Source organism: Algirhabdus cladophorae, from assembly GCF_044772865.1.
GTDB classification, from domain to species: domain Bacteria; phylum Pseudomonadota; class Alphaproteobacteria; order Rhodobacterales; family Rhodobacteraceae; genus Algirhabdus; species Algirhabdus cladophorae.
In genome coordinates, this window is the sequence record NZ_CP173029.1 from 3616123 (window position 1) to 3635221 (window position 19099).

Sequence of the window (19099 nt, forward strand, 5' to 3'; positions counted from 1 at the left end):
CCGAGTACCTGAGTTGCGCGTCGGCGTGCCTATCCCAAAAGGGTCGGCATGTCGGCACGCTTCTTATTCTCGGAACGTCCAAGAAAGGACAATTCCAATGACTCCCGAACAGAACAAGACTGCCGAGAAGATGACCTCCGTGAAGGCCACGTGGGACAAGGCGCCGGCTGGTCCGAAGAAGGATGCGGCGCTGAAGCATTACCAGGCGGCCGAGAAGGCGCATACGGCGAAGAACGACGCCGAGACCAATAAGGAACTCGACGCGGCGGCCCACGCCCTCGCCTGACACCGTCCGGAGACATGTCAGTTTGGTCGGCGCAATCTGCGCTGGCCGGATCGAAGAACCCAAGGAGACTTCCAATGAACACCGTCGAAAGCGCACGTTCCGCCGCCATGGCGCGGGCTGGAACGATCAAGATTTCCGCAGTGGCCATCAAACGGGCTGACGAAGACATTTTCGGACGAAAGTGGAAAGGCTTCTGCCTCCCCATACTGTGTTTCGTTCCACCGTGTCCTTGTACGGGCGGCCCGATCGTTTGGTGGCCGAAGGACGATATTCTGCTTGAGGAAGAAACCGGAGAGAAGACGGCCGAGGGGATGGATCTTCTGTCTCTCACCGTCAACCGAAATGCGGATGCGCGTTTCGAGATGCAGTTGTCGCTGCGCTCGGACACTATCCGCGCCATCCAGCGCGGCAAAGTTGATCGGTCGCGAGGCTGCAAACCATCGCCGACGGTCCCGGGTTCAATGGCGAAAGGCGTTTCGATAACCGACGCATTGGGTGGCCCCGGTAAGCTGGTCAAGGCTGCCTTCCTCGGAGGCTACTTCGCAGGCGGCTGGCTGGACGATCAACTGGACGGAGGACTGTCCGATCAGGCCGCCGACTATATCGAGAGTGTCGCAGACTTCTTTGACGATCTCTGGGATTGACGACCAACTGGATTTTAACTCTCACTGCAGAAGTGGTCCGCTCTGATCCAGATACGTCGGATCGAACTCGGCCAATTCCGCCAATCCGTCGTAGTCGTGGAACGTCACATGGCCATCCCGAAAGGTCACCAGTCCACTCTCGCGAAGCTGGCGCAGAACGCGGTTCACGTGGATGGCACTCAGCCCCAGCGCATCCGCGAGGTGGTACTGGGTTAGCGGGCAGTCGTACCCATCCTTGGTCCCGATGCCCACCAGCGCAAGCCGCGATCCCAGCTCCAACAAAAAATGCGCCATGCGGGCTTCCGCATCACGCCGACCGATTCCGACGAGATGTTCCACGACCATCGCTTCGTCCCGTGACGCCGCCCAGAGTATGGCTGTTGCGAGGCGAGGGGTCTGCGCGAATGCATCAAGAAGGTCGCTCTTCAGCACCTCGGCAGCCTCGATGTTGACGATGGGTTCGAAGCTGTGGTCCGACGTGCGCAAAAGGACGCTCCGCAACCCCAAGAAATCCCCCGGCACCTGAAAATCCACGATCTGCCGGGTACCGTCGGCCTGCAGTTTGTAGGAACAGACCCAACCCGCGGACAGAATATAAGCGGCCTGGGCTGACTGGCCCTGATGCACCATATCACGTCCCGCTACGAAGGAACGGCGACGCTGATGAAGTCGTTCAAGCACGGCCAGCTCGACCTCCGACAGGGCGACGAAGGCCGAGAGCTTGCGGGTCAGGGGGCTGTGTTCAGCAGATGTCATGGGGCCTCCCGGGGTGTCGCGACCCAAGAGCAGAAATCGGCTCGGGCACTGCTCTGGATCAGTCCATCATAGAGCACTTCCTGCGAGATGTACGGATTTATCTGGGTCTCACCTTTTCTCAGGCTCACGATGCCAAGAAAGGAAACTTAGATGTCCACCGCAAGCGAACATGCAGGCCAGGCCGCCCTATCGATCTGCGAGGCGCTCCTGCTTGCCATGAACGATCGCGGGTTGCTGCCGGAACACGAGATCGTGGGGGTACTTCGTGACGCCGCGGCGACCCATGTGAACGCCCTTGGCACTGACCTCGAAATGGAAAGGCACCGGGCCGTCGCCGAAATGATCAACGCCATCATCGCTGGCGGGAACTCTGTTCGACGCCCGTGACGCGATACAGCGGCGGTCGCGATCCGCAATCTCGCAGTAGAAGCCGAACAGGCCCGCTGGAATGTCCGAAATCGATGCCATGGGCGGCATGATGAAAACCGGCTCAATGATGCTGTCCAACGACGCACGACAGAGTTTCTGCTGGCAAGAAACGTCGGTATCAGTCCGACCATTTGAAAGCACAACAAACATGACATTGGAGGAAATCAGATGTCCAAAGGCAACAAGAAGCGTGGAAATCGTGAAGTGAAGAAACCGAAAAAAGTAAAGGAGCAGGTCCCGGCGACGGCTGACTTTGCCAAGGAAAAGACGCCGCTCAATATCGGGAACAAACGGAAGTAAACGCTGATATTCGGCGTACAAACGACCAACCTCAATTGCTTGCCGCCTCAGCTTCACAAAGAAGACGATACTGTGCGATAGAAACGTGAACACCTGTCGTGCACGACGCCCCACAAGTATCTGATATTCCGTCGAAATCGCCAGCATCCATCATAGTAAAGAGGCAAAGACCGTCGTCAAATGACCGTTTCGTTCCGGTTTTCAGACCTTGGTGCATACTGCAGCATCCGGAACTATGGGCTCTTCCGACACCTTCGCTGCGCGGAGGATGAACGGCAGGTCTCGGAGAACCGACCTTTCGCTGCTTCGTGTTCGAACTCAACAGATGCGGACTTTCCGGTCATTCGTTTTCCCTACTTCGCTGACGCAGCATTTTTTCGTGCGTGAGGCATGCCTTTTGCCGCCAAGCAGTATGTGTCACCAAAGCGGTGGTACAATCGAGACATTTTGAGCCAAATCCAAACTGTACTTTCGCTGCGCGATGCTGGAACCATCGAGAGGCCGGACTTGTTGTGAGTTCGCTGCGGTTGCGCGAATGCCCGCAATTAAATTTAGGAGGACATTTGTGTCCGGTCCGGACGCCAAACCAAAGCCAAGTATTGATGGCCTCCCTATAAGATCGCCCGCCCACGACCAATGTCTCTTTGTTTAACTACATCATGTGTTCGATTTTGAAAGCGTCTGCCTCATCAAGCACCCATTTTTTGAACGTTTCCGCTACCGGTTTCGTTGCCTTCTTGGACGAACTCAGCAGATAATAACCATAGCCCTCAAGCTTTTCATTAAACGGGATGACAAGTTTACCTTCATTCAACTCGGTTTGAATGAGAGGTGGCTGGCTTAACGCAAACCCAAGCCCGTCCATGGTCCATTTAAGGCGTACGTTCGCATCAGAGATGACCCTTCTCTTGCCCGTGTGCTCAGGATCAAGGCCGCACTTGCGCAAATATTCCGACCAAAAATCGTTGTGCGGATCGTCGCACAGCAACGTCGCTTTCTTCAAATCCGCCGAAGACCGAATACGGGATTTGCCATTTAGCTGTGACGGCGCACAGACAGCCACCAGCGGAACCTCTAACAAGGGGATCGCGTGATAGTCTTTCCAATCCCCGTTTCCCCATCGGATCGCATAATCTACATCTCGCAAAGCAAATCCTGGATCATTGACATCATGAGTGAGTTCCAGATCGATGCGTGGGTTGCTGTCGATAAAACGTCCCAAGCGTTCAGTGAGCCAGCGCGCAACGAAATAAGTGGATGCCGCCACGATCACTTTGCCTGTGCCCCTGTCTGGTGCGATATGCTTGATTTCGCTGTCCAAATCACGAAGCAGCTTGTGGGTGGTGCGATATAGAGCCTGCCCGGCCTCGGTAAGGATGATCTTTCGGGGGCGCCGTTCGAAGAGGGGAACCCCCAGTTCCTTCTCCAGTTGCTTGACTTGATAGCCTATCGCACCGGGTGTCAGGCTCAATTCCACACCAGCGACAGAAAAGCTGCCAAGGCGCGCCGCTGCCTCAAAGGCGTGAATTGATTTCAGAGAGGGTAGGTTCTCAAACACAGCATACCTCAAAAAATTTGCGTTATGATAGAGAAGTTCTTTTGATTTGTAAGACCCAATCTGACCCCACTACCTTTGGGGAAGGGTAACGGCTTGCTTTTGTAGACCAGTGCTACAGCAAAAGGCGCCGTAGGAGGAGGAGACCCCCATGAAATCAACTAAATCATTGGCTCTGCGTCGGCGAAACACAATTCTTGCGAGCGGACTGCTTCTGTCCTTTGGCGCGCAAGTCGCGATGGCAGAAGACATCCGGTTCTGGACAACCGAAATTCAACCTGACCGTCTTGCCAAGCAAGAAGCTATGGCCGCCGATTTCGAGGCCGCAACAGGCATTTCCGTCTCGATTATCCCGGTAGAGGAAAGCGACCTTGGCATCCGCGTGACGGCCGCGTTTGCAGCCAGTGACCTTCTAGACGTGATTTATCATCCGTTGCAGTATGCACTGCCATGGGCCGAAGCTGGGATCCTTGATACCGCTGCGGCCTCAGAGGTTATTGAACAGTTGGATGAGGCGACATTTACGGCTGGTGCGCTAGGCATGGGCGAAGTTGATGGCGAATTTGCCGCCGTGCCGGTGGATGGCTGGACTCAGTTCTTGGTGTACCGAAAAGATTTGTTCGATGCTGCGGGCCTTGAAGCGCCCGACAGCTACGCAGACATCGTGACGGCTATGGCCGCGTTGCATAACCCGCCAGAGCTTTATGGATTTGTACCCCATATCAAAGTTGATGACGCGTCGATGTCGCAGCAGCTGGAGTACATCTTTTTGGCCAACGGCCTTAGCCCCGTTGATGAAAACGGTATCAAGCCCTTTGACGAAGCAGCCACGATCGAAGCGCTCGAATTCGTAAAGGCACTGGCCCAAAACGCCCCGGGAGGTGACCTATATTGGCAACAATCACGTGAACTTTATCTTGATGGTCGCACAGCGATGATCATGTGGTCACCGTTCCTTTTGGACGAACTGGCAGGACTTCGCGATAGTGCGCCACCCACGTTCAATGGTGATCCCACAACGCGCGACCTTGCCGCGGCAAGCGGGTTTACGACAACGATCTCTGGCCCGTCCAATGAGGCAGGCGCAGCTTGGGCGGATGTTCGGTTCTTTGGGATCACAGCCGATGCTGATACAGGTGCAGCAATGAAGTTTGTGACCTACTCCATGGAAGAAGGCTACATGCAGACTCTCTCCATTGCGCCCGAAGGCAAGTTTCCCCTTCGTTTAGGAACAACTGAGGCAGCAACGGAATTCGTAGAAGCCTGGTCGCAGCTTGATGTTGGTGTTGATCGGCGCGCGCCCCTTTCACAGCTGTATCCGCAGGAGCAGATCGATGTTTTGGTCGCCGGGCTTGATGATGGCGAAAGATGGGGTAATTCGGAGGGACAACTGGCTATGGCATCCAAGATCCTCAATAGCCAGTTCATCAATCGCATTGTTCGCCAGTTCATCGATGGGGATATAGACGGACCAGAAGCCGTATCTGCCCTTAACGCTGAACTTGTAGCATTCGAGTAGCCGAGGACAAACCAACGGAAGCGCACTTAAAGTTGGGCGCTACCAATAAGGCTTGATCCCTATGGCACTTAGAAAAGGGGCGTCTCTCCCTTACGGCGCCCCTTTTCTTCGTAAGGACACCAAATATCTGACATGGCTAAACTAAATCTTGACTTGCGCATTGCGCTAGAAGCCCATCAGCGGGCGATGGGCGGCCTGGTGGACTTCACTCAAATGCCGCCCAAAAACGGACGCAGGATTGAGTTGGAGCAAGCAAGAAACCAACGTTTCTTGATGCCCGAAGTCGCCTCAGCCGTTGAGATCAAAATGATGGGTGCTGATAGGGAGCCATTGAAAGGCATGCACATAGTGCCGCCCCATCCTCGCGACGGCATAATCCTATATTTTCACGGTGGTGGCTGGGCCTTCGGCAGCCATTTGACCCATGAGGATCCCATCCGCAGGCTGTCACTTGCAACTAGTCTGTCGGTTTTGTCCATTTCTTATCGTCTGGCCCCAGAACATCTTTTTCCAGCGGGTTTGAACGATTGCATATCCGTCTGGCGCGCTCTGAGCCTCGGAAAGATCCCTCAAACGAAAAACACTGGGCCCTTCATTCTCGCAGGCGACAGCGCCGGTGCAAACCTTGCGCTCGCAGCTATGCTCAACGAAGTTGAAGCGGGCAATGTGTTGCCTGATGCAGCTTTGCTTTTCTATGGCGTGTACGGCGCTGATTTCGATACTCCTTCTTATACACGGTGGGCCAGCGGACCTGTTCTGACCCGCGCAAAGATGCAGCGTTTTTGGGACTGGTACTGTCCACTTCCACAACGACAGGACTACCTTGCGGCTCCTCTCTTGGCACCAATCGAGCATTTCAGATCGCTGCCAGAGCTTTTTATTTCTGCCGCAGAAATCGACCCCCTGCTCTCGGACAGTGAACAGTTATATCGCCTCCTTTCTATGGACCCGACACGCAACGATACGTTCGAACTGTGGCCAGGACTGGCGCATGGCGCGCTTGGCTTCGCACATCGCGTGGATCAAGTTCGAGACCATCTCTCGGCAGTTGATCGGTGGATCCAAAGCAGGTTTTAGATTAGAGCGACCTAACAGTGGCCCCCTGACATTTTTAAGCCTATGCATCCCGGCTCATGTCTTGGGCCGTCTTCACGATGGCAATGTCGGGTTGCCAGATGTCGGTGCTGTTCGCACAAAGTGCAACATGTGTCGCTGTTGGGCTCACAGCGGTCACCAAGCGACGATTGCTGCATGGCTGCTTACGGAAGGCGAACGGCTGTGCCGCTCGCCTAAAGTTCAAATGTCGATCTTCTCTGCAATGCTTAGGGCATCTTCGACTTCGACGCCCAAGTACCGAATAGTGCTATCGATCTTTGTGTGGCCAAGAAGCAGTTGTACTGCTCGCAAGTTCCGCGTTTCACGGTAAATTTCAGCGGCCTTCGTCCTGCGCATTGAGTGCGTACCAGTAGCCACTGGGTTCTAAGCCAATTGCTGCGACCCAATCCCTGACAAGTCGGCCGTATTGGCGTGTTGAAATGTCGGGATGGTCGTGGAACCGACTTGGATACATGAAGCTGCCTCTCAACTGTCCGTCGTCAGGGTTTTTGGGACCAATGGCGGCCTGAACTAAGCGAGAGTTTGGCTCATCTGTTTGGTTTGATTATGCGGCGTATTTGCGGTGATGCAAGCGCCGCGCTTCGAGCGTTTTTCGTTTGATCCTTTACCCGCTCGATCGCACATGTTGGCAACCAGCGTCGAATCCATCTCATCAACCGATGAAAAGGGTCGATCACAGAACTTCATTACATTCTCATGCCCAAAGTGGGTGTCTGCCGTATACCAGTGAGCCAAAGCGCTTATCCAAGATTGTGTTCGGTATTCGCAAGATAGTTTTAGATCTAAGGACAGCAATAAGGGTCAGACTCAGACGGGAGGAACTTCCGGCAAAGGCGGCCAGTCCTGTCAGAATTGCACAGTTATGCGTTCAAACTGCACTCTTATGCGTTACTAATAATTTTGGAGAAATTGGTGAGCCCTGATGGGTTCGAACCATCGACCTACTGATTAAAAGGCGAAAAAAGGCGGTTTCTCTGGTTTTCGCCTAAACCCGCCAAACAGACATAAATAATTGATTTTGAACATTTATTCTTGACCGTTGCCGCGCTCATCTTTCATGAGTGACGCCATGAAACGCTGCACAGTGCTTCCGATATGCTTCCGGATTTGCAGCCAAACACGGGACCAAGAATGCCAAAACTGACCAAGCGACTAGTGGATAGCATGCCACCAGAACCCAAAGAACGCATCCATTGGGATGACGATCTGAAGGGGTTTGGTGTGAGGGTCTATCCAACAGGTCGTAAGGTCTATGTCGTGCAGTTTCGTGCAAACGGTAGAACCCGCCGCAAGAACCTTGGACAACATGAAGTCCTCACAACTGAGGAAGCACGGCGTGACGCAAAGCTAGTCCAAGCTGATGTTGCCCGTGGCGCTGATCCGTCCGCTGATCGCAAGGCACGTCTTCGCAGTCCAACAGTTGCAGAACTAGGTGAGCGGTTTTTGACGGACTACGCGGCCTTACATTGCAAACCACAAACCCAATACGATTATCGTCATTTGGTGGAAAAGGTTATCAACCCCATCTTGGGACAAATCAAAGTGACTGAGATAAATTTCGAAGACGTCACCCACTTCCACCTCAAGCGAAAAGACACACCATACCAAGCCAATCGTGGCCTATCGGTATTGTCCAAGATGATGAACTTGGCCGAAGATTGGGGTTTGCGTGACAAAGGCACCAACCCAACCAAGCGCATCAAAAAGTATCATGAGGTCGAAAAGAAACGATACCTTAGCGAAGATGAACAAGAACGCTTAGGAAATTCTCTTGGCGACCTTCTGCAATCTGGCCACATCAGCCAGCACGTCTTCGCGGCGTTTTACTTACTTCTTCTGACAGGCTGTCGCTTGGGTGAAATCCAAAAGCTAAAATGGGATTACGTGACCCAAACCCACCTTGAATTGCCCGATAGCAAAACGGGACGGCGGCGTATTCCGTTGCCTAGGGAAGCCAGAATGCTGCTGGATAATTTAGAGCGGCGCGAAGGTAACCCTCATGTCATTCTTGGTGTCCATCCTGATGGATACCACCAAAGCCTGCAAAAGAACTGGCGTAAGATCAGAAAACATGCTGGCCTCCCCGATGTGCGTATCCACGATCTTCGCCATACCTACGCGTCTGTTGCGGTAATGAATGGTATCGATCCTTTTATGTTGAAGGAAATACTTGGTCACAAAAACCTATCAACGACACTCAGGTATGCGCACTTATCAGATGATGCGGTTCAAAAGGCGGCTGGACGAATCGCAGGAAAACTCTTCAAAACTTTGGAGCGAATTTAGCCTACTAAAAGCAGGTTTTTTAAAATTTGGTGTTCAAGTCGTTAAGACAAAAAATGTTTAGCGTCAAAATGAGTGCAAAGGTCCGATTTAAAACACTAGCCGCCCATCAACTCATATCGGTAAATTAAAGTCATGTTTTACGCTAAACCAACGAGGTTGATATGACCAAAAATGAGCAAACCAATTCTCTGAATTCCACCCTAGTCGACGAACGCGAAGCGGCGTCTATCCTCTGCTATTCCATCCGTGCTTTGCAAAATTGGCGGCATCGTGGCGGTGGACCGGACTTTGTGAAAGTCTCGTCCCGCTCGGTGCGCTACCGTCGCACTGATCTGGAAAAGTGGATCGCAGACCGCACGATCAGCAACACGGCTCGGTCCATCTAAAAAACCAATTTTGCCTCGAAGGGCTTGGCAGCACCTTTGAGGATTTTGGGGCCGGAAGGCTTTCAAACGGGCGCGAGGCATCGCCGCTTCGCGCCCTTTCTATGTCTGCCGCCAACTTTAATGGAAAGGATTTCCACCATGTCAAAACAACCTGCCTACAAGTTCCGGCTTGGACTTATCACCGCAACGATTTGGGAAAACGACGGCTTCTATTCAGTCGACCTCTCTCGTTCTTACAAAGATGCAGATGGCCACTGGAACAGCACAAATAGCTATGGCCACGCCGACCTTTTGAACATCGCCAAATCCGCAGAACGCGCAGAAAACTGGATCGCGAGGCAGCAAAATGCACCCAAATAACGCACCCGACCAAACCCCAATTCGGCCCCAAAACCCAAGCTGCCCCGCCGGAGGCACTAACGAGGCCAAATTGCCGCCCGATCAAACCACTCGTGGGCAAAGGGGGGTGATAGTAACACCCCCCTCTAGAAATACATCTCACCCGATGACTGTGGTGCATCGTGGTTTCGACACGCTGACACTGGCAGTCAAAGCCACCATCGGCACAAGCTTTTTTGAAACGCTTCAAGAAGCCAAAGACCGCGCTGAAAAAGAACGCCGCGATGTGCAAGTAGACTACCGAGGCATCACCTTTTTGCTCAAACCTCATGGCGGCGCGGGCTACGCATTTATCGCAAGCGGGGGCAAAGACGGGGCGAACTGGGCGTTCAAGAAACCAAACGCCAAAGACCCATGGGGCATCCGCGTCACCTTTGGGTCGTTCTTTTTGGCGATGTATGGTTTAGGGGCGGCGAAAGCACATCTTGATGAGACATTGGGCAGTCTTGGCATCCGTTTTGCTGCCAAAGATATCAGTATAGGTCGCGCCGATTATTGCGTAGATATCTGTGCTAATGAGTTCGCGCTGGAACCAGACAATTTTGTCATGCACAGCAAAACTGACTGAAACGATCATGTCACTGACACCGATCAAAGGGTCAATGGAAAGTCAGGCCGTGTCACGTCAGTAACCATCGGTAAATCCACAAACCGCCAAGTGATCGTTTACAACAAAACGGACGAAGTGATCGCAAAGCGCAAGCTGCATTGGTTTGAAATCTGGAACCATAATTTGCAGAAATGTCCTGAAACGGCGGGTAATGTCATGTTCGGAAATGTCCGGAAATATGCTGAAAATGCAGACGAAATGTCCTGCAACGAAACGAAAAGACCTGAAAAACACATCGTTTGGCGGGTCGAGTTTAGGGCAGGCAAAAAACTTTTAAAAGACCGCTGGGGCATCCGGACATGGGAAGACTTCTTTGACCGCTTTGGCGACTGTTGCCGCGAGATAGGCGAAGTCATCAAATACACCAAACCGTCGCAAACAGACCCAAACCGTGCGCGGTGGCCGTTGCATCCACTCTGGCAATTGGCGTGTTCAGAAATCAACGATGATCTTTTTGAACTGCGAAGTGGTGCCGATCCAAACCCGATCAAAGAGGTTGAACGCGAAGAACACATTGCCCTCATTCTGCGCAACATTCTTGGATGCAGCATCACTGTCGCGGCTTTAGAAGGCGCGGAACGCGAAGACCTGCCCAAAGCCATTGATACCATCGCAACCAAGCTGAAAGCCAAAATGCAAGCCGATCCAAAGAGGTCTGCAAAGCAGTTACAGGATGCAAAGGAAAGGTATGTTTTTATGGCCCATGTAGGAAAAACTCACCATTAGTGTGTTTTGATCAAGGACCATCCAACTCAAAATCGGATAGTCCTATGGGCGGGCACCGGACTTTCGCTGCGGTCGCAGTATCCAAATCTCTGAACGAGAGAGCAGACGTTCAATCAACTAGATAGGTATAAGCAATTCCTCGCTTTGAGGTCGTGCGGCTGTAACAAAACCAACTATAGACATTAATTTCAACTTTCGGGTGCCCCACTGTACTTGCCGGTCATCGTCTTGGCCCAAGCAAAATGCAAATTTCTTAACAGAATCTTCAAGGTAAGTTCTGTAGCCTCAGTTGCTGTTGAGGGTTTCCCTATACCCTTGTAGCGGGGCTTGTTTTTTTGTCCGCAACGTTGCAAAACACTGAAAATAAGTGTCAGCTGTAAAGGCTTGTTGACACAAGAAAGGGCAAAAATTTGGCTTGGAGACCTGTACATCCAAGGCACGCGATTGAGCGAGCCAGAATAATCGTGATGTTCAAGGGGCAGCTGCCTGCCAAATTTTTGCGCAAGTTAGCTTCTGACTCGGAAGAGCGAAGGTTGGAGCTGGGCTTCAGTTCTATGAACTGGCGTGAAGGACACTCGTTTCAAATCGGTGGCCCTGCAGTTTCTATAAATAGTGGACCGGCACAGTTGTTTGGATGGGACTGGCAAAACTTGTCGACTGGTAACGTTCCCCTTGAAACCTTGGTTTTGGAAAACCAGAGCCTTATATATGAAACAATCGACTACACACGTTGGGCAGATTTTTCTGCAAGGTTTGAAAATGTTGCCTTGCCAGTCCTTGAAGAAGTCCTTCGACTTGTGGACATTTCGAATTTGGTTTTGGAATACGTTGACCGGTTTGTATTCGAAGGCCCCGCAGCAGAAGCACGCGCTGACGGTGTTTTGAGTGAAGCGTTTGTTAGTCTGCCGGAAGCTGCAAGAACCGGTCCAGCTGCATGGCATTCACATCTCGGTTGGTTTGAAGAGATTGAAGGCCATTCGATGTTAGTTAATCAGAATGTCGATGCGCAAGACGGTAGTTTCCAAGTCGATGGCCCGGCTGTTCGTAGCCTGCAAGTATATACGAAGACGGATTTGCGCCCTAGAGATTATGAGAACGGTTATGAGGGGCTACGTCCTGCCATGAACGCAATGCATGTGAAGTCTAAGCAGCTTGTCTATGATATTTTAACGCCAGATATGCGTCAGCGCATTGGTATGGAAGGTTCTTGAGATGAATGAAGTGAATAGATCAAGTTCAGTCACGGATTTTGCGTGGATCTCTGCTGCTGCTTTTGTTGCAGGTGTTGCGTCGGTAACTGCCTCTCCAGCTAGCGCCAATATAGATTACCGCAGGCAACTCGAAAAAGCGCCAGAAATTTCTCCGTGGGCCGACATAGCAAGCACTTCCACAGATGGCTTTGTGCCTATCGGCGGGCCTCTGTCATATGAGAGCTGGTATTTTGAGGTTTCTGATCGAATGGTTGCTCTTTCTGAGAAGCAAGATGGTTGGAAAGGGCCTGAAAGCCAAAGTGTGTTGGCTTTAGCATTTGAGCACGCCAACCATCTTTTACGGAAGTTGGCTGTAGATGGGATTGACCGTCGACCTACAGTCGGACTGGATTACGAAGGCACATTTTCGTTTGCCTGGTCTGACGGTCATTTAAGCATAGATTTGACCGTATACGATGACGGAACATACTCATATTTTGCAACTGATGGTGTGCGTTCTGCGACTGCCGATGATGCGCTCATTAATGAGCGGTTGTGCCCACAATTGCTTGGTTTGCTGTTGAGTTAGTCCGGACGTGCCTGAAACTGCAGTAGATTTACATCGCCTGATTTGGTCTCCCGATGATTTTGATGGAGAAACACTCACTACATCCGCTTTTCCCAAAAATGACCTAATGGGCGGCGAAAGATATCTAAGTGTTTCCAGAACAGACATTTTGGATGCTGACGCTGAACTTAGAACGGCATCCGGTCAGGCCGCATCTGATAGTGGGAATGTTGTGAGGGAAGAAGCCATGTCTGTGATATTGAATTGCGGTGATGTCTGCAATGCCGAGGACGACAAGGGTGTTCAGCCGTTTGTTGTAACTAATGAGCCGATTCCAAATGAGAATGAAGCGCACTGTGGAATCCGTAACTCCACCGATACGCGGAGTCGTGGGTATATTAATCAACTGCGTGCGATCCTCGTTCGTTTAGCTTCGCAACCGCAGAAACTTGATGATTTCCTATCTAGCATACAAAATAAGTAGTCTTTAGCCAGAAACAGAAATCAAAAAAACTAACTAGCGTGGGTCGTGAATGGCTGGTTCGACGGGCCGCACCGCAGCATCCCGATTGGCAAGTGAACGGCAGCAATGGGCCGTTTGTACAACTTGCTCATTCCCTCACCTTGAATTTCCCGCGATGTTTTGCTGCCATGCGCCAGAGTTTTTTTGCAGGCATCTTCAGGTTCTAAATGTCAGTAAATACCACCGGAGAACTTTGCCCAATCCAATGCTAAGCCGCGTTGTACCAATAGGGCAGAAATATCGATCCCATTGGGCAAGTAACACTTTGCGACAACCCTGTCGTAACTCATCCCGTGTTGCACTTTGGCTGTAATGACCTGCCCTTTACACATTTTGATAACTTCATATTTCGCCTTCTGCCCGTATGGTTGATCCAGTTCAGGGGCATCTATTCCAGCTAATCGAATGCGTGTTCCGCTAATAAAAATGGTGTCGCCATCGATCACGTGGCACTTGCCTTTGATTGTGGAACCTGTGGGATGTTTGCTTGTCGAAGCGACGGATTTATCGGCACGCTTGGGTAGGAAGCTGGCGACTTTACTTTGGGTTTTAGGAACGTGTTGCGAAGAGGTCTTCTGCCTATCTGAACCAAAAAGAAGCCGAAAAATTGTTTTCCACATGTATCCATCCAATCTCCCTATGCGTGTGTATTTGCCATAGAATTTAGGAAGGCCTAGAGCTTAGTAGAAGGTAGGTTTCTTCAGGAAATGGGAAATCCTGCTCGGGATCGACAAACAGACAGAATCAGCACATGCGGCTCTGTTGCGTCGATACATCAGTAGATCGACCAAAATCGTGCTTCCGATATGCTTCCGGATTTTGTATGATGCAAAGCAGCAAGCAGCATCAAGTGCTTAAGTGATTGATTTTATTTGTATAAGATGACAGGAAGTTTGTCGCCTAAAAATTGTTAAGCTAATTGAAATTACAAGGTAAATCCATTTCATTTTGACACGATGTTGGAGCTTTTCGACACTTCCTATGACGCTTTTTAAAATATGCACCTATTCGTCTTGAGTCCCGTAAATCGCGTCTAGGCTGTCCAAAACTACTCTTAGTTCATGTCTAAAATGCTTAACCTGTTCCTCCGCCAACGCATTATCTCGTCCAGCCAACTTCAAGACTACCGCAAGCACGGTGTCGGAATGCCTCATCAATTCAATCAAGTGCTCTCCAGAGGGTCCGTAGTATCCTAAAATCCAGTTTTTTGCTGTTCGATCATTCACACCGGTCCATTTAGTTATCGTTTTGGCAGCACGCCCTGCGCCGCCCAAATCATGCACCAATGCTGCACTGATCGCCTCTCGATATTCTGCCTGAGAAATCGTGCCTTGGCGCGTCCTATGAAAGATGTTGCCCTTTTTATGAAACATGTTTCCGTCTCTCCCTCGCTAAGATCAAAAGGAGATTCGCTAAGCCTTAGTACGGAATTGCAAATTTGAATGTGGAGGGCCGCAACGTTGAATTGGCGGGAAGACAGCAATGAACAAGGCAGTCGTCGAAAGGCTGCGCAATATGTCCGCATGTCGACTGAGCATCAGCGGTACTCGACGGAAAACCAGTCGGATGCCATTCTGCGCTATGCCGATGAACGCGGCTATCAGATCATTGGGACATATTCCGATGCAGGTAAAAGTGGATTGCGCATCGAAGGGCGTGATGGCCTCTCGCAGTTGCTCGAAGACATCCAAACCGGGAAGACAGATTTTGACACAGTTCTAGTCTATGACATCAGCCGCTGGGGCCGGTTTCAAGATGCTGATGAGAGCGCGTACTACGAATATATCTGCAAACGCGCGGGCATTGCTGTCGAGTATTGCGCCGAACAGTTTGAAAATGACGGCAGTCCAGTTTCCACGATTGTTAAGGGCGTCAAACGTGCGATGGCGGGTGAGTACAGCCGCGAGCTGTCGCAAAAGGTCTTTGCTGGTCAGTCTCGATTGATTGAAATGGGCTACCGACAAGGCGGCCCGCCCGGGTACGGCCTGCGGCGGATGCTGATCGATGAAGCTGGCAACCAGAAAGGTGTTTTAGCGCGAGGCGAACATAAGAGTATTCATACTGACCGCGCAACGCTCGTTCCCGGACCTGAAGACGAAATCGCAGTTGTGAACCAGATTTTCCGTTGCTTCGTCGATGACAATCAGTCCGAAGCTGTGATAGCCGCCGATCTTAACGCCAAGGGAATCAAAACAGATTTGGATCGGGACTGGACACCGTCCGTGGTGCGACAGTTGCTCTCAAACGAAAAGTACATCGGGAACAACATCTGGAACCGACATTCCTTCAAATTGAAAAAACGCCATGTGCACAATAGTCCAGATGACTGGGTCAGATCCGAAGGCGCCTTTGAAGCGATTGTCGACGCTGGTTTATTTGCCGCCGCCAAAGCCATCTTTGCTGCCAAAGCACACCGATATTCAGATGAAGAAATGCTGGATGGATTACGGCATGCACTAGAAACGCATGGTTTTCTTTCTGGCATCGTCATCAACGAAGCCAGCGCCTTGCCGTCCAGTGGTGCATATCAAAGCAGGTTCGGTAGCTTACTCAGAGCGTATAAGTTGGTCGGTTTCACCCCTGACAGGGATTATCGATACATCGAAATCAACAAACGTCTACGCAAAATCCATGCCGGGATCATCCATGAGACAGTAGTAGGGATCGAACAGGTTGGCGGGTTGGTCCAGCGCGATACCAAGACGGGCCTTCTGACCATCAATCAAGAATTTTCTGCCTCTGTTGTTATCGCCAGATGCACACAGACCGATGCCGGTGCGTATCGGTGGAACATCAGGTTAGACACCGGTCTTTTGCCCGAGATCACAGTTGTTGTGCGCATGGATCAGGCAAACGAAACCCCGCTAGATTATTACTTGCTGCCAACCGTCGATATGACATTTCCCAAACTGCGCCTGTCAGAAAGCAATGGCTTGTCGCTCGACGCATACCGATTTGATGACCTCACCCAATTCTTTGCCATGTGTGAGCGCATTTCAATCTTGGAGGTCGCGTGATGTCTGACGCCCCGCAGGAACACACCGAGCTCATTGCGGTCGATGCGATCACTGTGGTCAATCCGCGTATCCGCAATCAGAAGGTCTTTGATGGAATCGTTACGAATATCGCTGAGCTTGGCCTAAAACGCCCAATCACCGTTGCTGCCCGCCGGGATGATGAGAGTGGTGACCTTACTTACGAGTTGGTTTGTGGCCAAGGTCGATTGGAAGCCTTCAAGGTATTGAGACAAGACAAAATACCGGCAGTTGTCATCACCGCCAGCTCTGAGGATTGTCTTGTGATGAGCTTGGTCGAAAACCTCGCGCGTAGGCAGCACCATTCGCTTGATCTACTCAGGGACATCAAACGCCTCAAAGAAAGTGGATACTCTGAGCGGGAGATCGCTGCGAAGACCCAGCTATCGGCCAAATACGTGCACGGTGTCATTCGATTGTTGGAGAGCAATGAACACCGGCTTTTGCGCGCTGTTGAAAGCGGGAAAATTCCGGTCAGCGTCGCAGTAGACATCGCGGAAGCCGATGATGTTGGCGTACAAACGGTGCTGCGTCAGGCCTATGAAAGCAAAGTTTTGCGCGGTGGTCGTCTGATGGCGGCGAAGCGCTTGGTTGAAGCCCGCAAACAATTTGGAAAAGGCCGTGGCACATCAGACAAGAGGTCGCGCAAGAACCTCTCTGTTGAGACGTTGCTGCGAACCTATCAAAACGATGTGGAAAAGAAGAAAATCCTACTGCGTAAGGCTGGGGCGACACGAAGCGAAATTATGTTTCTGACCCAGTCCTTGAAGACGCTGTTTTCAGACGAAAATTTTGTCACGCTTTTACGCGCCGAAGGCCTGTCCAACATTCCCAAGACAATCGCAGATCGATTAACCCGCATTGACGGAGCTATGACATTACAACTGGAGACGAAGAACAGATCGTTGCCGCCGCCTTTGAGCGCGACTTACGACGCATCGGTTTCGATCATATCGCACCACTTTATGTTGTAACTCCGCAAACGAAGGAGACGGTCAAATTCAAACGGATTGTCGCATCCATTGCCGAGATTGGCCTCGTCGAGCCGATCGTTGTGACCCGTGATCGGCAAGATCCGACGCAATACACGTTGCTTGACGGGCATTTGCGCTTGGAAGTGCTTAAGGATCAAGGTGCCACCGAAACGCCATGTATCATTTCCACCGACGATGAAGCCTTCACTTATAACAAGCGGATCAGCAGGCTTGCGACCATCCAAGAACATAAGATGATTTTGCGCGCACTGACCCTCGGTGCGTCTGAAGAACGCTTAGCAAAAGCACTAAATGTGAACATCAAGACTCTTCAAGACAAAAGGCGTTTGCTTGATGGCATCTGTCCTGAAGCCGCCGAGATGTTGAAAGATAAGCAGGTTGCTTTGACCGGGTTTCGTATTCTCAAGAAGATGAAACCGATGCGCCAGATAGAAGCGGCGCAGCTGATGGTGACGATGAACAAATACACCGTCAACTACGCCCAATCTCTCTTGGCGGGGACGCCTGAAAGCCAGCTGGTCTCTGGGGCGACACCGAAGAAGATAAAAGGCATCTCCCGCCAACAGCTTGATCTAATGGAACGCGAGTCTGCCAACCTCGAACGAGAAGTGCGGTTGGTCGAAGACAGTTATGGGGCTGATCATCTCGATCTTGTTTTGGCGCGCGGCTACGTTACGCGGTTGGTGAGCAATGAACGGATCACGAGGTACCTCGCCCTGCATCATGAGGAATTTCTGCCTGAATTTGAGAAGATCACCGAACGGGAGGCATTTGTGTCCTAGATTTACCAACCAAAAAATCTGTTTGGGGACCCGGACCCATAAAGCGCGGGGACCGCAGGAGACGCCGCACTGTGGGGCGGATCAAGTGCGGCGATGGGAATGGCGGCGATCCCGTTTGAGCCCATCCCGCCGGGCCTCATGTCCGGCATTGATCTACGTGACTGTCTGTTTGCACCTCTGAAGCTGTTAAGGTCCAAGCAGACAGTCGTTGTAGGAATACGGACTATCGTTTCAATTTTTAAGATTCAGGGTTATCTAAAGCCGCTACTGACAACTAACGGTTCAGCAGCCCTTGAAATCACTTCCACGGGTAAACGATCAGCGCACCTAAAGCCTCAAATCGGGGAACATCGCGTGTCGCAATAGTTGCACCATTGTTGGACATAGCAATCGCAGCGACCACCCGATCGGCAAAAGAAACTGCCAATCCGGGATGTTCGTTTCGGACGACATCAACTTCAAAAAGCCGCGCTGCTTCTGAGTCGAAAGGGAGAATACGTCCAGCAAAGGCTTCTTGGAACAGCGTGCTCGCTGTTTTCTCAAGCTCCTTCCTGTGGTTCCCAGAGGGTAACAAACCAATTCCGCGCATGATTTCTGTGACTGTAATCGCGGTGGTGTAGGTTGTTGTCGGATCAAGGCCGTCCAGAAATTCCATAACGTTTGTGTCAGGCTCGATCCGCTGAGTTTCCAAAATGACGGTTGTATCAAGGATAATCATTCAAAATTAACCTCGCGAAGACCTTCTGTACTACGTTGAGTTTTCAGGTCGCCGCCGAGGTTATTACCCCACAACTTGTGAAGCGTCGTGCCCAAACCACCGCCGGTTCGTTGTCGAACCACAGTCGAAAGAATGTTACGAACTTCTGCCTCTGTGCTTCGATTATTTTGAGCAGCGAGTTGTTTGAGGCAGCGGTGAACTTCATCGGGGAGGTTTCTCACTGTTATGCTTGCCATGACGAAAGTACCTTTGCGTTTTGCTGATTGATGACCGTGA

Annotated in this window: 23 protein-coding genes and 1 pseudogene; 17 read left to right on the forward strand and 7 right to left on the reverse strand. The window is 51.4% G+C overall.

Annotated elements, in window-relative coordinates; all coding sequences use genetic code 11:
- The first annotated feature begins 97 nt into the window (after positions 1 to 97).
- Both ACIRQ6_RS17595 and ACIRQ6_RS17600 read left to right on the forward strand, forming a co-directional pair.
- Complete coding sequence (locus ACIRQ6_RS17595) at positions 98 to 286, forward strand: hypothetical protein (RefSeq protein WP_420861923.1); 189 nt, start codon at positions 98 to 100, stop codon at positions 284 to 286.
- A gap of 74 nt (positions 287 to 360) precedes the next feature.
- Entirely contained in the window at positions 361 to 930 is a 570-nt protein-coding gene (locus ACIRQ6_RS17600) for a hypothetical protein (RefSeq protein WP_420861924.1), read from the forward strand.
- Positions 931 to 951: 21 nt separating this feature from the next.
- Here the strand turns inward: ACIRQ6_RS17600 and ACIRQ6_RS17605 are convergent, their stop codons facing one another.
- Positions 952 to 1686 (reverse strand): Crp/Fnr family transcriptional regulator, encoded by a 735-nt coding sequence (locus tag ACIRQ6_RS17605; RefSeq protein ID WP_420861925.1) that lies wholly within the window; start codon positions 1684 to 1686, stop codon positions 952 to 954.
- A gap of 150 nt (positions 1687 to 1836) precedes the next feature.
- Between ACIRQ6_RS17605 and ACIRQ6_RS17610 the strand changes: the two genes are divergently transcribed.
- Together ACIRQ6_RS17610 and ACIRQ6_RS17615 are read left to right on the forward strand one after the other, a co-directional pair.
- Positions 1837 to 2073 (forward strand): hypothetical protein, encoded by a 237-nt coding sequence (locus tag ACIRQ6_RS17610; protein ID WP_420861926.1) that lies wholly within the window; start codon positions 1837 to 1839, stop codon positions 2071 to 2073.
- 210 nt (positions 2074 to 2283) lie between these two features.
- A complete protein-coding gene (locus ACIRQ6_RS17615; protein WP_281858944.1) occupies positions 2284 to 2415 on the forward strand; it encodes a hypothetical protein in 132 nt (43 codons plus the stop codon).
- Positions 2416 to 3067: 652 nt separating this feature from the next.
- On the opposite strand, the gene ACIRQ6_RS17620 is transcribed toward ACIRQ6_RS17615, so the two are convergent.
- Positions 3068 to 3973 carry a LysR substrate-binding domain-containing protein gene (locus tag ACIRQ6_RS17620; protein ID WP_420861927.1) on the reverse strand — a complete coding sequence of 302 codons (906 nt, stop codon included), beginning with the start codon at positions 3971 to 3973 and terminating at the stop codon, positions 3068 to 3070.
- Positions 3974 to 4121: 148 nt separating this feature from the next.
- Between ACIRQ6_RS17620 and ACIRQ6_RS17625 the strand changes: the two genes are divergently transcribed.
- Together ACIRQ6_RS17625 and ACIRQ6_RS17630 are read left to right on the forward strand one after the other, a co-directional pair.
- Positions 4122 to 5489, forward strand: coding sequence for an ABC transporter substrate-binding protein (locus ACIRQ6_RS17625; RefSeq protein WP_420861928.1), 1368 nt, complete (start codon positions 4122 to 4124; stop codon positions 5487 to 5489).
- 132 nt (positions 5490 to 5621) lie between these two features.
- Positions 5622 to 6566 carry an alpha/beta hydrolase gene (locus tag ACIRQ6_RS17630; protein ID WP_420861929.1) on the forward strand — a complete coding sequence of 315 codons (945 nt, stop codon included), beginning with the start codon at positions 5622 to 5624 and terminating at the stop codon, positions 6564 to 6566.
- 219 nt (positions 6567 to 6785) lie between these two features.
- Here ACIRQ6_RS17630 and ACIRQ6_RS17635 read toward each other — a convergent pair.
- Positions 6786 to 7062 (reverse strand): annotated as a pseudogene (locus ACIRQ6_RS17635) (tyrosine-type recombinase/integrase); the annotation flags it as partial.
- Positions 7063 to 7736: 674 nt separating this feature from the next.
- On the opposite strand from ACIRQ6_RS17635, the gene ACIRQ6_RS17640 reads away from it, so the two are divergent.
- The 8 genes from ACIRQ6_RS17640 to ACIRQ6_RS17675 all read left to right on the forward strand — a co-directional run bounded on the left by ACIRQ6_RS17640 (position 7737) and on the right by ACIRQ6_RS17675 (position 13254).
- On the forward strand, positions 7737 to 8891 hold the full coding sequence (locus tag ACIRQ6_RS17640) for a tyrosine-type recombinase/integrase (protein ID WP_420861930.1): 1155 nt from the start codon (positions 7737 to 7739) through the stop codon (positions 8889 to 8891).
- A gap of 161 nt (positions 8892 to 9052) precedes the next feature.
- The gene (locus tag ACIRQ6_RS17645) at positions 9053 to 9277 is read left to right on the forward strand and encodes a helix-turn-helix transcriptional regulator (protein WP_420861931.1); all 225 of its coding nucleotides are present in this window, start codon (positions 9053 to 9055) and stop codon (positions 9275 to 9277) included.
- Between the two features lie 138 nt (positions 9278 to 9415).
- Positions 9416 to 9637 (forward strand): hypothetical protein, encoded by a 222-nt coding sequence (locus ACIRQ6_RS17650; protein WP_420861932.1) that lies wholly within the window; start codon positions 9416 to 9418, stop codon positions 9635 to 9637.
- Between the two features lie 145 nt (positions 9638 to 9782).
- Positions 9783 to 10244 carry a hypothetical protein gene (locus ACIRQ6_RS17655; RefSeq protein ID WP_420861933.1) on the forward strand — a complete coding sequence of 154 codons (462 nt, stop codon included), beginning with the start codon at positions 9783 to 9785 and terminating at the stop codon, positions 10242 to 10244.
- A gap of 90 nt (positions 10245 to 10334) precedes the next feature.
- Complete coding sequence (locus tag ACIRQ6_RS17660) at positions 10335 to 11012, forward strand: hypothetical protein (protein WP_420861934.1); 678 nt, start codon at positions 10335 to 10337, stop codon at positions 11010 to 11012.
- Between the two features lie 554 nt (positions 11013 to 11566).
- Entirely contained in the window at positions 11567 to 12223 is a 657-nt protein-coding gene (locus ACIRQ6_RS17665) for a TIGR04255 family protein (protein ID WP_420861935.1), read from the forward strand.
- A gap of 1 nt (position 12224) precedes the next feature.
- On the forward strand, positions 12225 to 12791 hold the full coding sequence (locus ACIRQ6_RS17670; protein WP_420861936.1) for a hypothetical protein: 567 nt from the start codon (positions 12225 to 12227) through the stop codon (positions 12789 to 12791).
- A 7-nt stretch (positions 12792 to 12798) separates the two neighbouring features.
- Positions 12799 to 13254: a hypothetical protein gene (locus tag ACIRQ6_RS17675; RefSeq protein ID WP_420861937.1), complete on the forward strand. Its 456-nt coding sequence runs from the start codon at positions 12799 to 12801 to the stop codon at positions 13252 to 13254.
- Between the two features lie 209 nt (positions 13255 to 13463).
- On the opposite strand, the gene ACIRQ6_RS17680 is transcribed toward ACIRQ6_RS17675, so the two are convergent.
- Together ACIRQ6_RS17680 and ACIRQ6_RS17685 are read right to left on the reverse strand one after the other, a co-directional pair.
- Positions 13464 to 13913, reverse strand: a complete 450-nt coding sequence (locus tag ACIRQ6_RS17680; protein WP_420861938.1) for a thermonuclease family protein — start codon at positions 13911 to 13913, stop codon at positions 13464 to 13466.
- A 384-nt stretch (positions 13914 to 14297) separates the two neighbouring features.
- On the reverse strand, positions 14298 to 14666 hold the full coding sequence (locus tag ACIRQ6_RS17685; RefSeq protein ID WP_420861939.1) for a hypothetical protein: 369 nt from the start codon (positions 14664 to 14666) through the stop codon (positions 14298 to 14300).
- Positions 14667 to 14735: 69 nt separating this feature from the next.
- On the opposite strand from ACIRQ6_RS17685, the gene ACIRQ6_RS17690 reads away from it, so the two are divergent.
- From ACIRQ6_RS17690 to ACIRQ6_RS17700, 3 genes are read left to right on the forward strand one after another with little or no spacing between them, the layout of a single operon-like run.
- Complete coding sequence (locus tag ACIRQ6_RS17690; RefSeq protein ID WP_420861940.1) at positions 14736 to 16310, forward strand: recombinase family protein; 1575 nt, start codon at positions 14736 to 14738, stop codon at positions 16308 to 16310.
- Positions 16310 to 17302, forward strand: a complete 993-nt coding sequence (locus ACIRQ6_RS17695; protein ID WP_420861941.1) for a ParB/RepB/Spo0J family partition protein — start codon at positions 16310 to 16312, stop codon at positions 17300 to 17302. Before ACIRQ6_RS17690 ends, ACIRQ6_RS17695 begins: the two co-directional genes overlap by 1 nt.
- Positions 17281 to 18105, forward strand: coding sequence for a plasmid partitioning protein RepB C-terminal domain-containing protein (locus ACIRQ6_RS17700; RefSeq protein ID WP_420863934.1), 825 nt, complete (start codon positions 17281 to 17283; stop codon positions 18103 to 18105). The genes ACIRQ6_RS17695 and ACIRQ6_RS17700 overlap by 22 nt, the downstream gene beginning before the upstream one ends.
- A 298-nt stretch (positions 18106 to 18403) precedes the next feature.
- Here the strand turns inward: ACIRQ6_RS17700 and ACIRQ6_RS17705 are convergent, their stop codons facing one another.
- Together ACIRQ6_RS17705 and ACIRQ6_RS17710 are read right to left on the reverse strand one after the other, a co-directional pair.
- Positions 18404 to 18823, reverse strand: a complete 420-nt coding sequence (locus ACIRQ6_RS17705) for a PIN domain-containing protein (RefSeq protein ID WP_420861942.1) — start codon at positions 18821 to 18823, stop codon at positions 18404 to 18406.
- Positions 18820 to 19059 carry a FitA-like ribbon-helix-helix domain-containing protein gene (locus ACIRQ6_RS17710; RefSeq protein ID WP_420861943.1) on the reverse strand — a complete coding sequence of 80 codons (240 nt, stop codon included), beginning with the start codon at positions 19057 to 19059 and terminating at the stop codon, positions 18820 to 18822. Before ACIRQ6_RS17710 ends, ACIRQ6_RS17705 begins: the two co-directional genes overlap by 4 nt.
- Between the last annotated feature and the right edge of the window lie 40 nt (positions 19060 to 19099).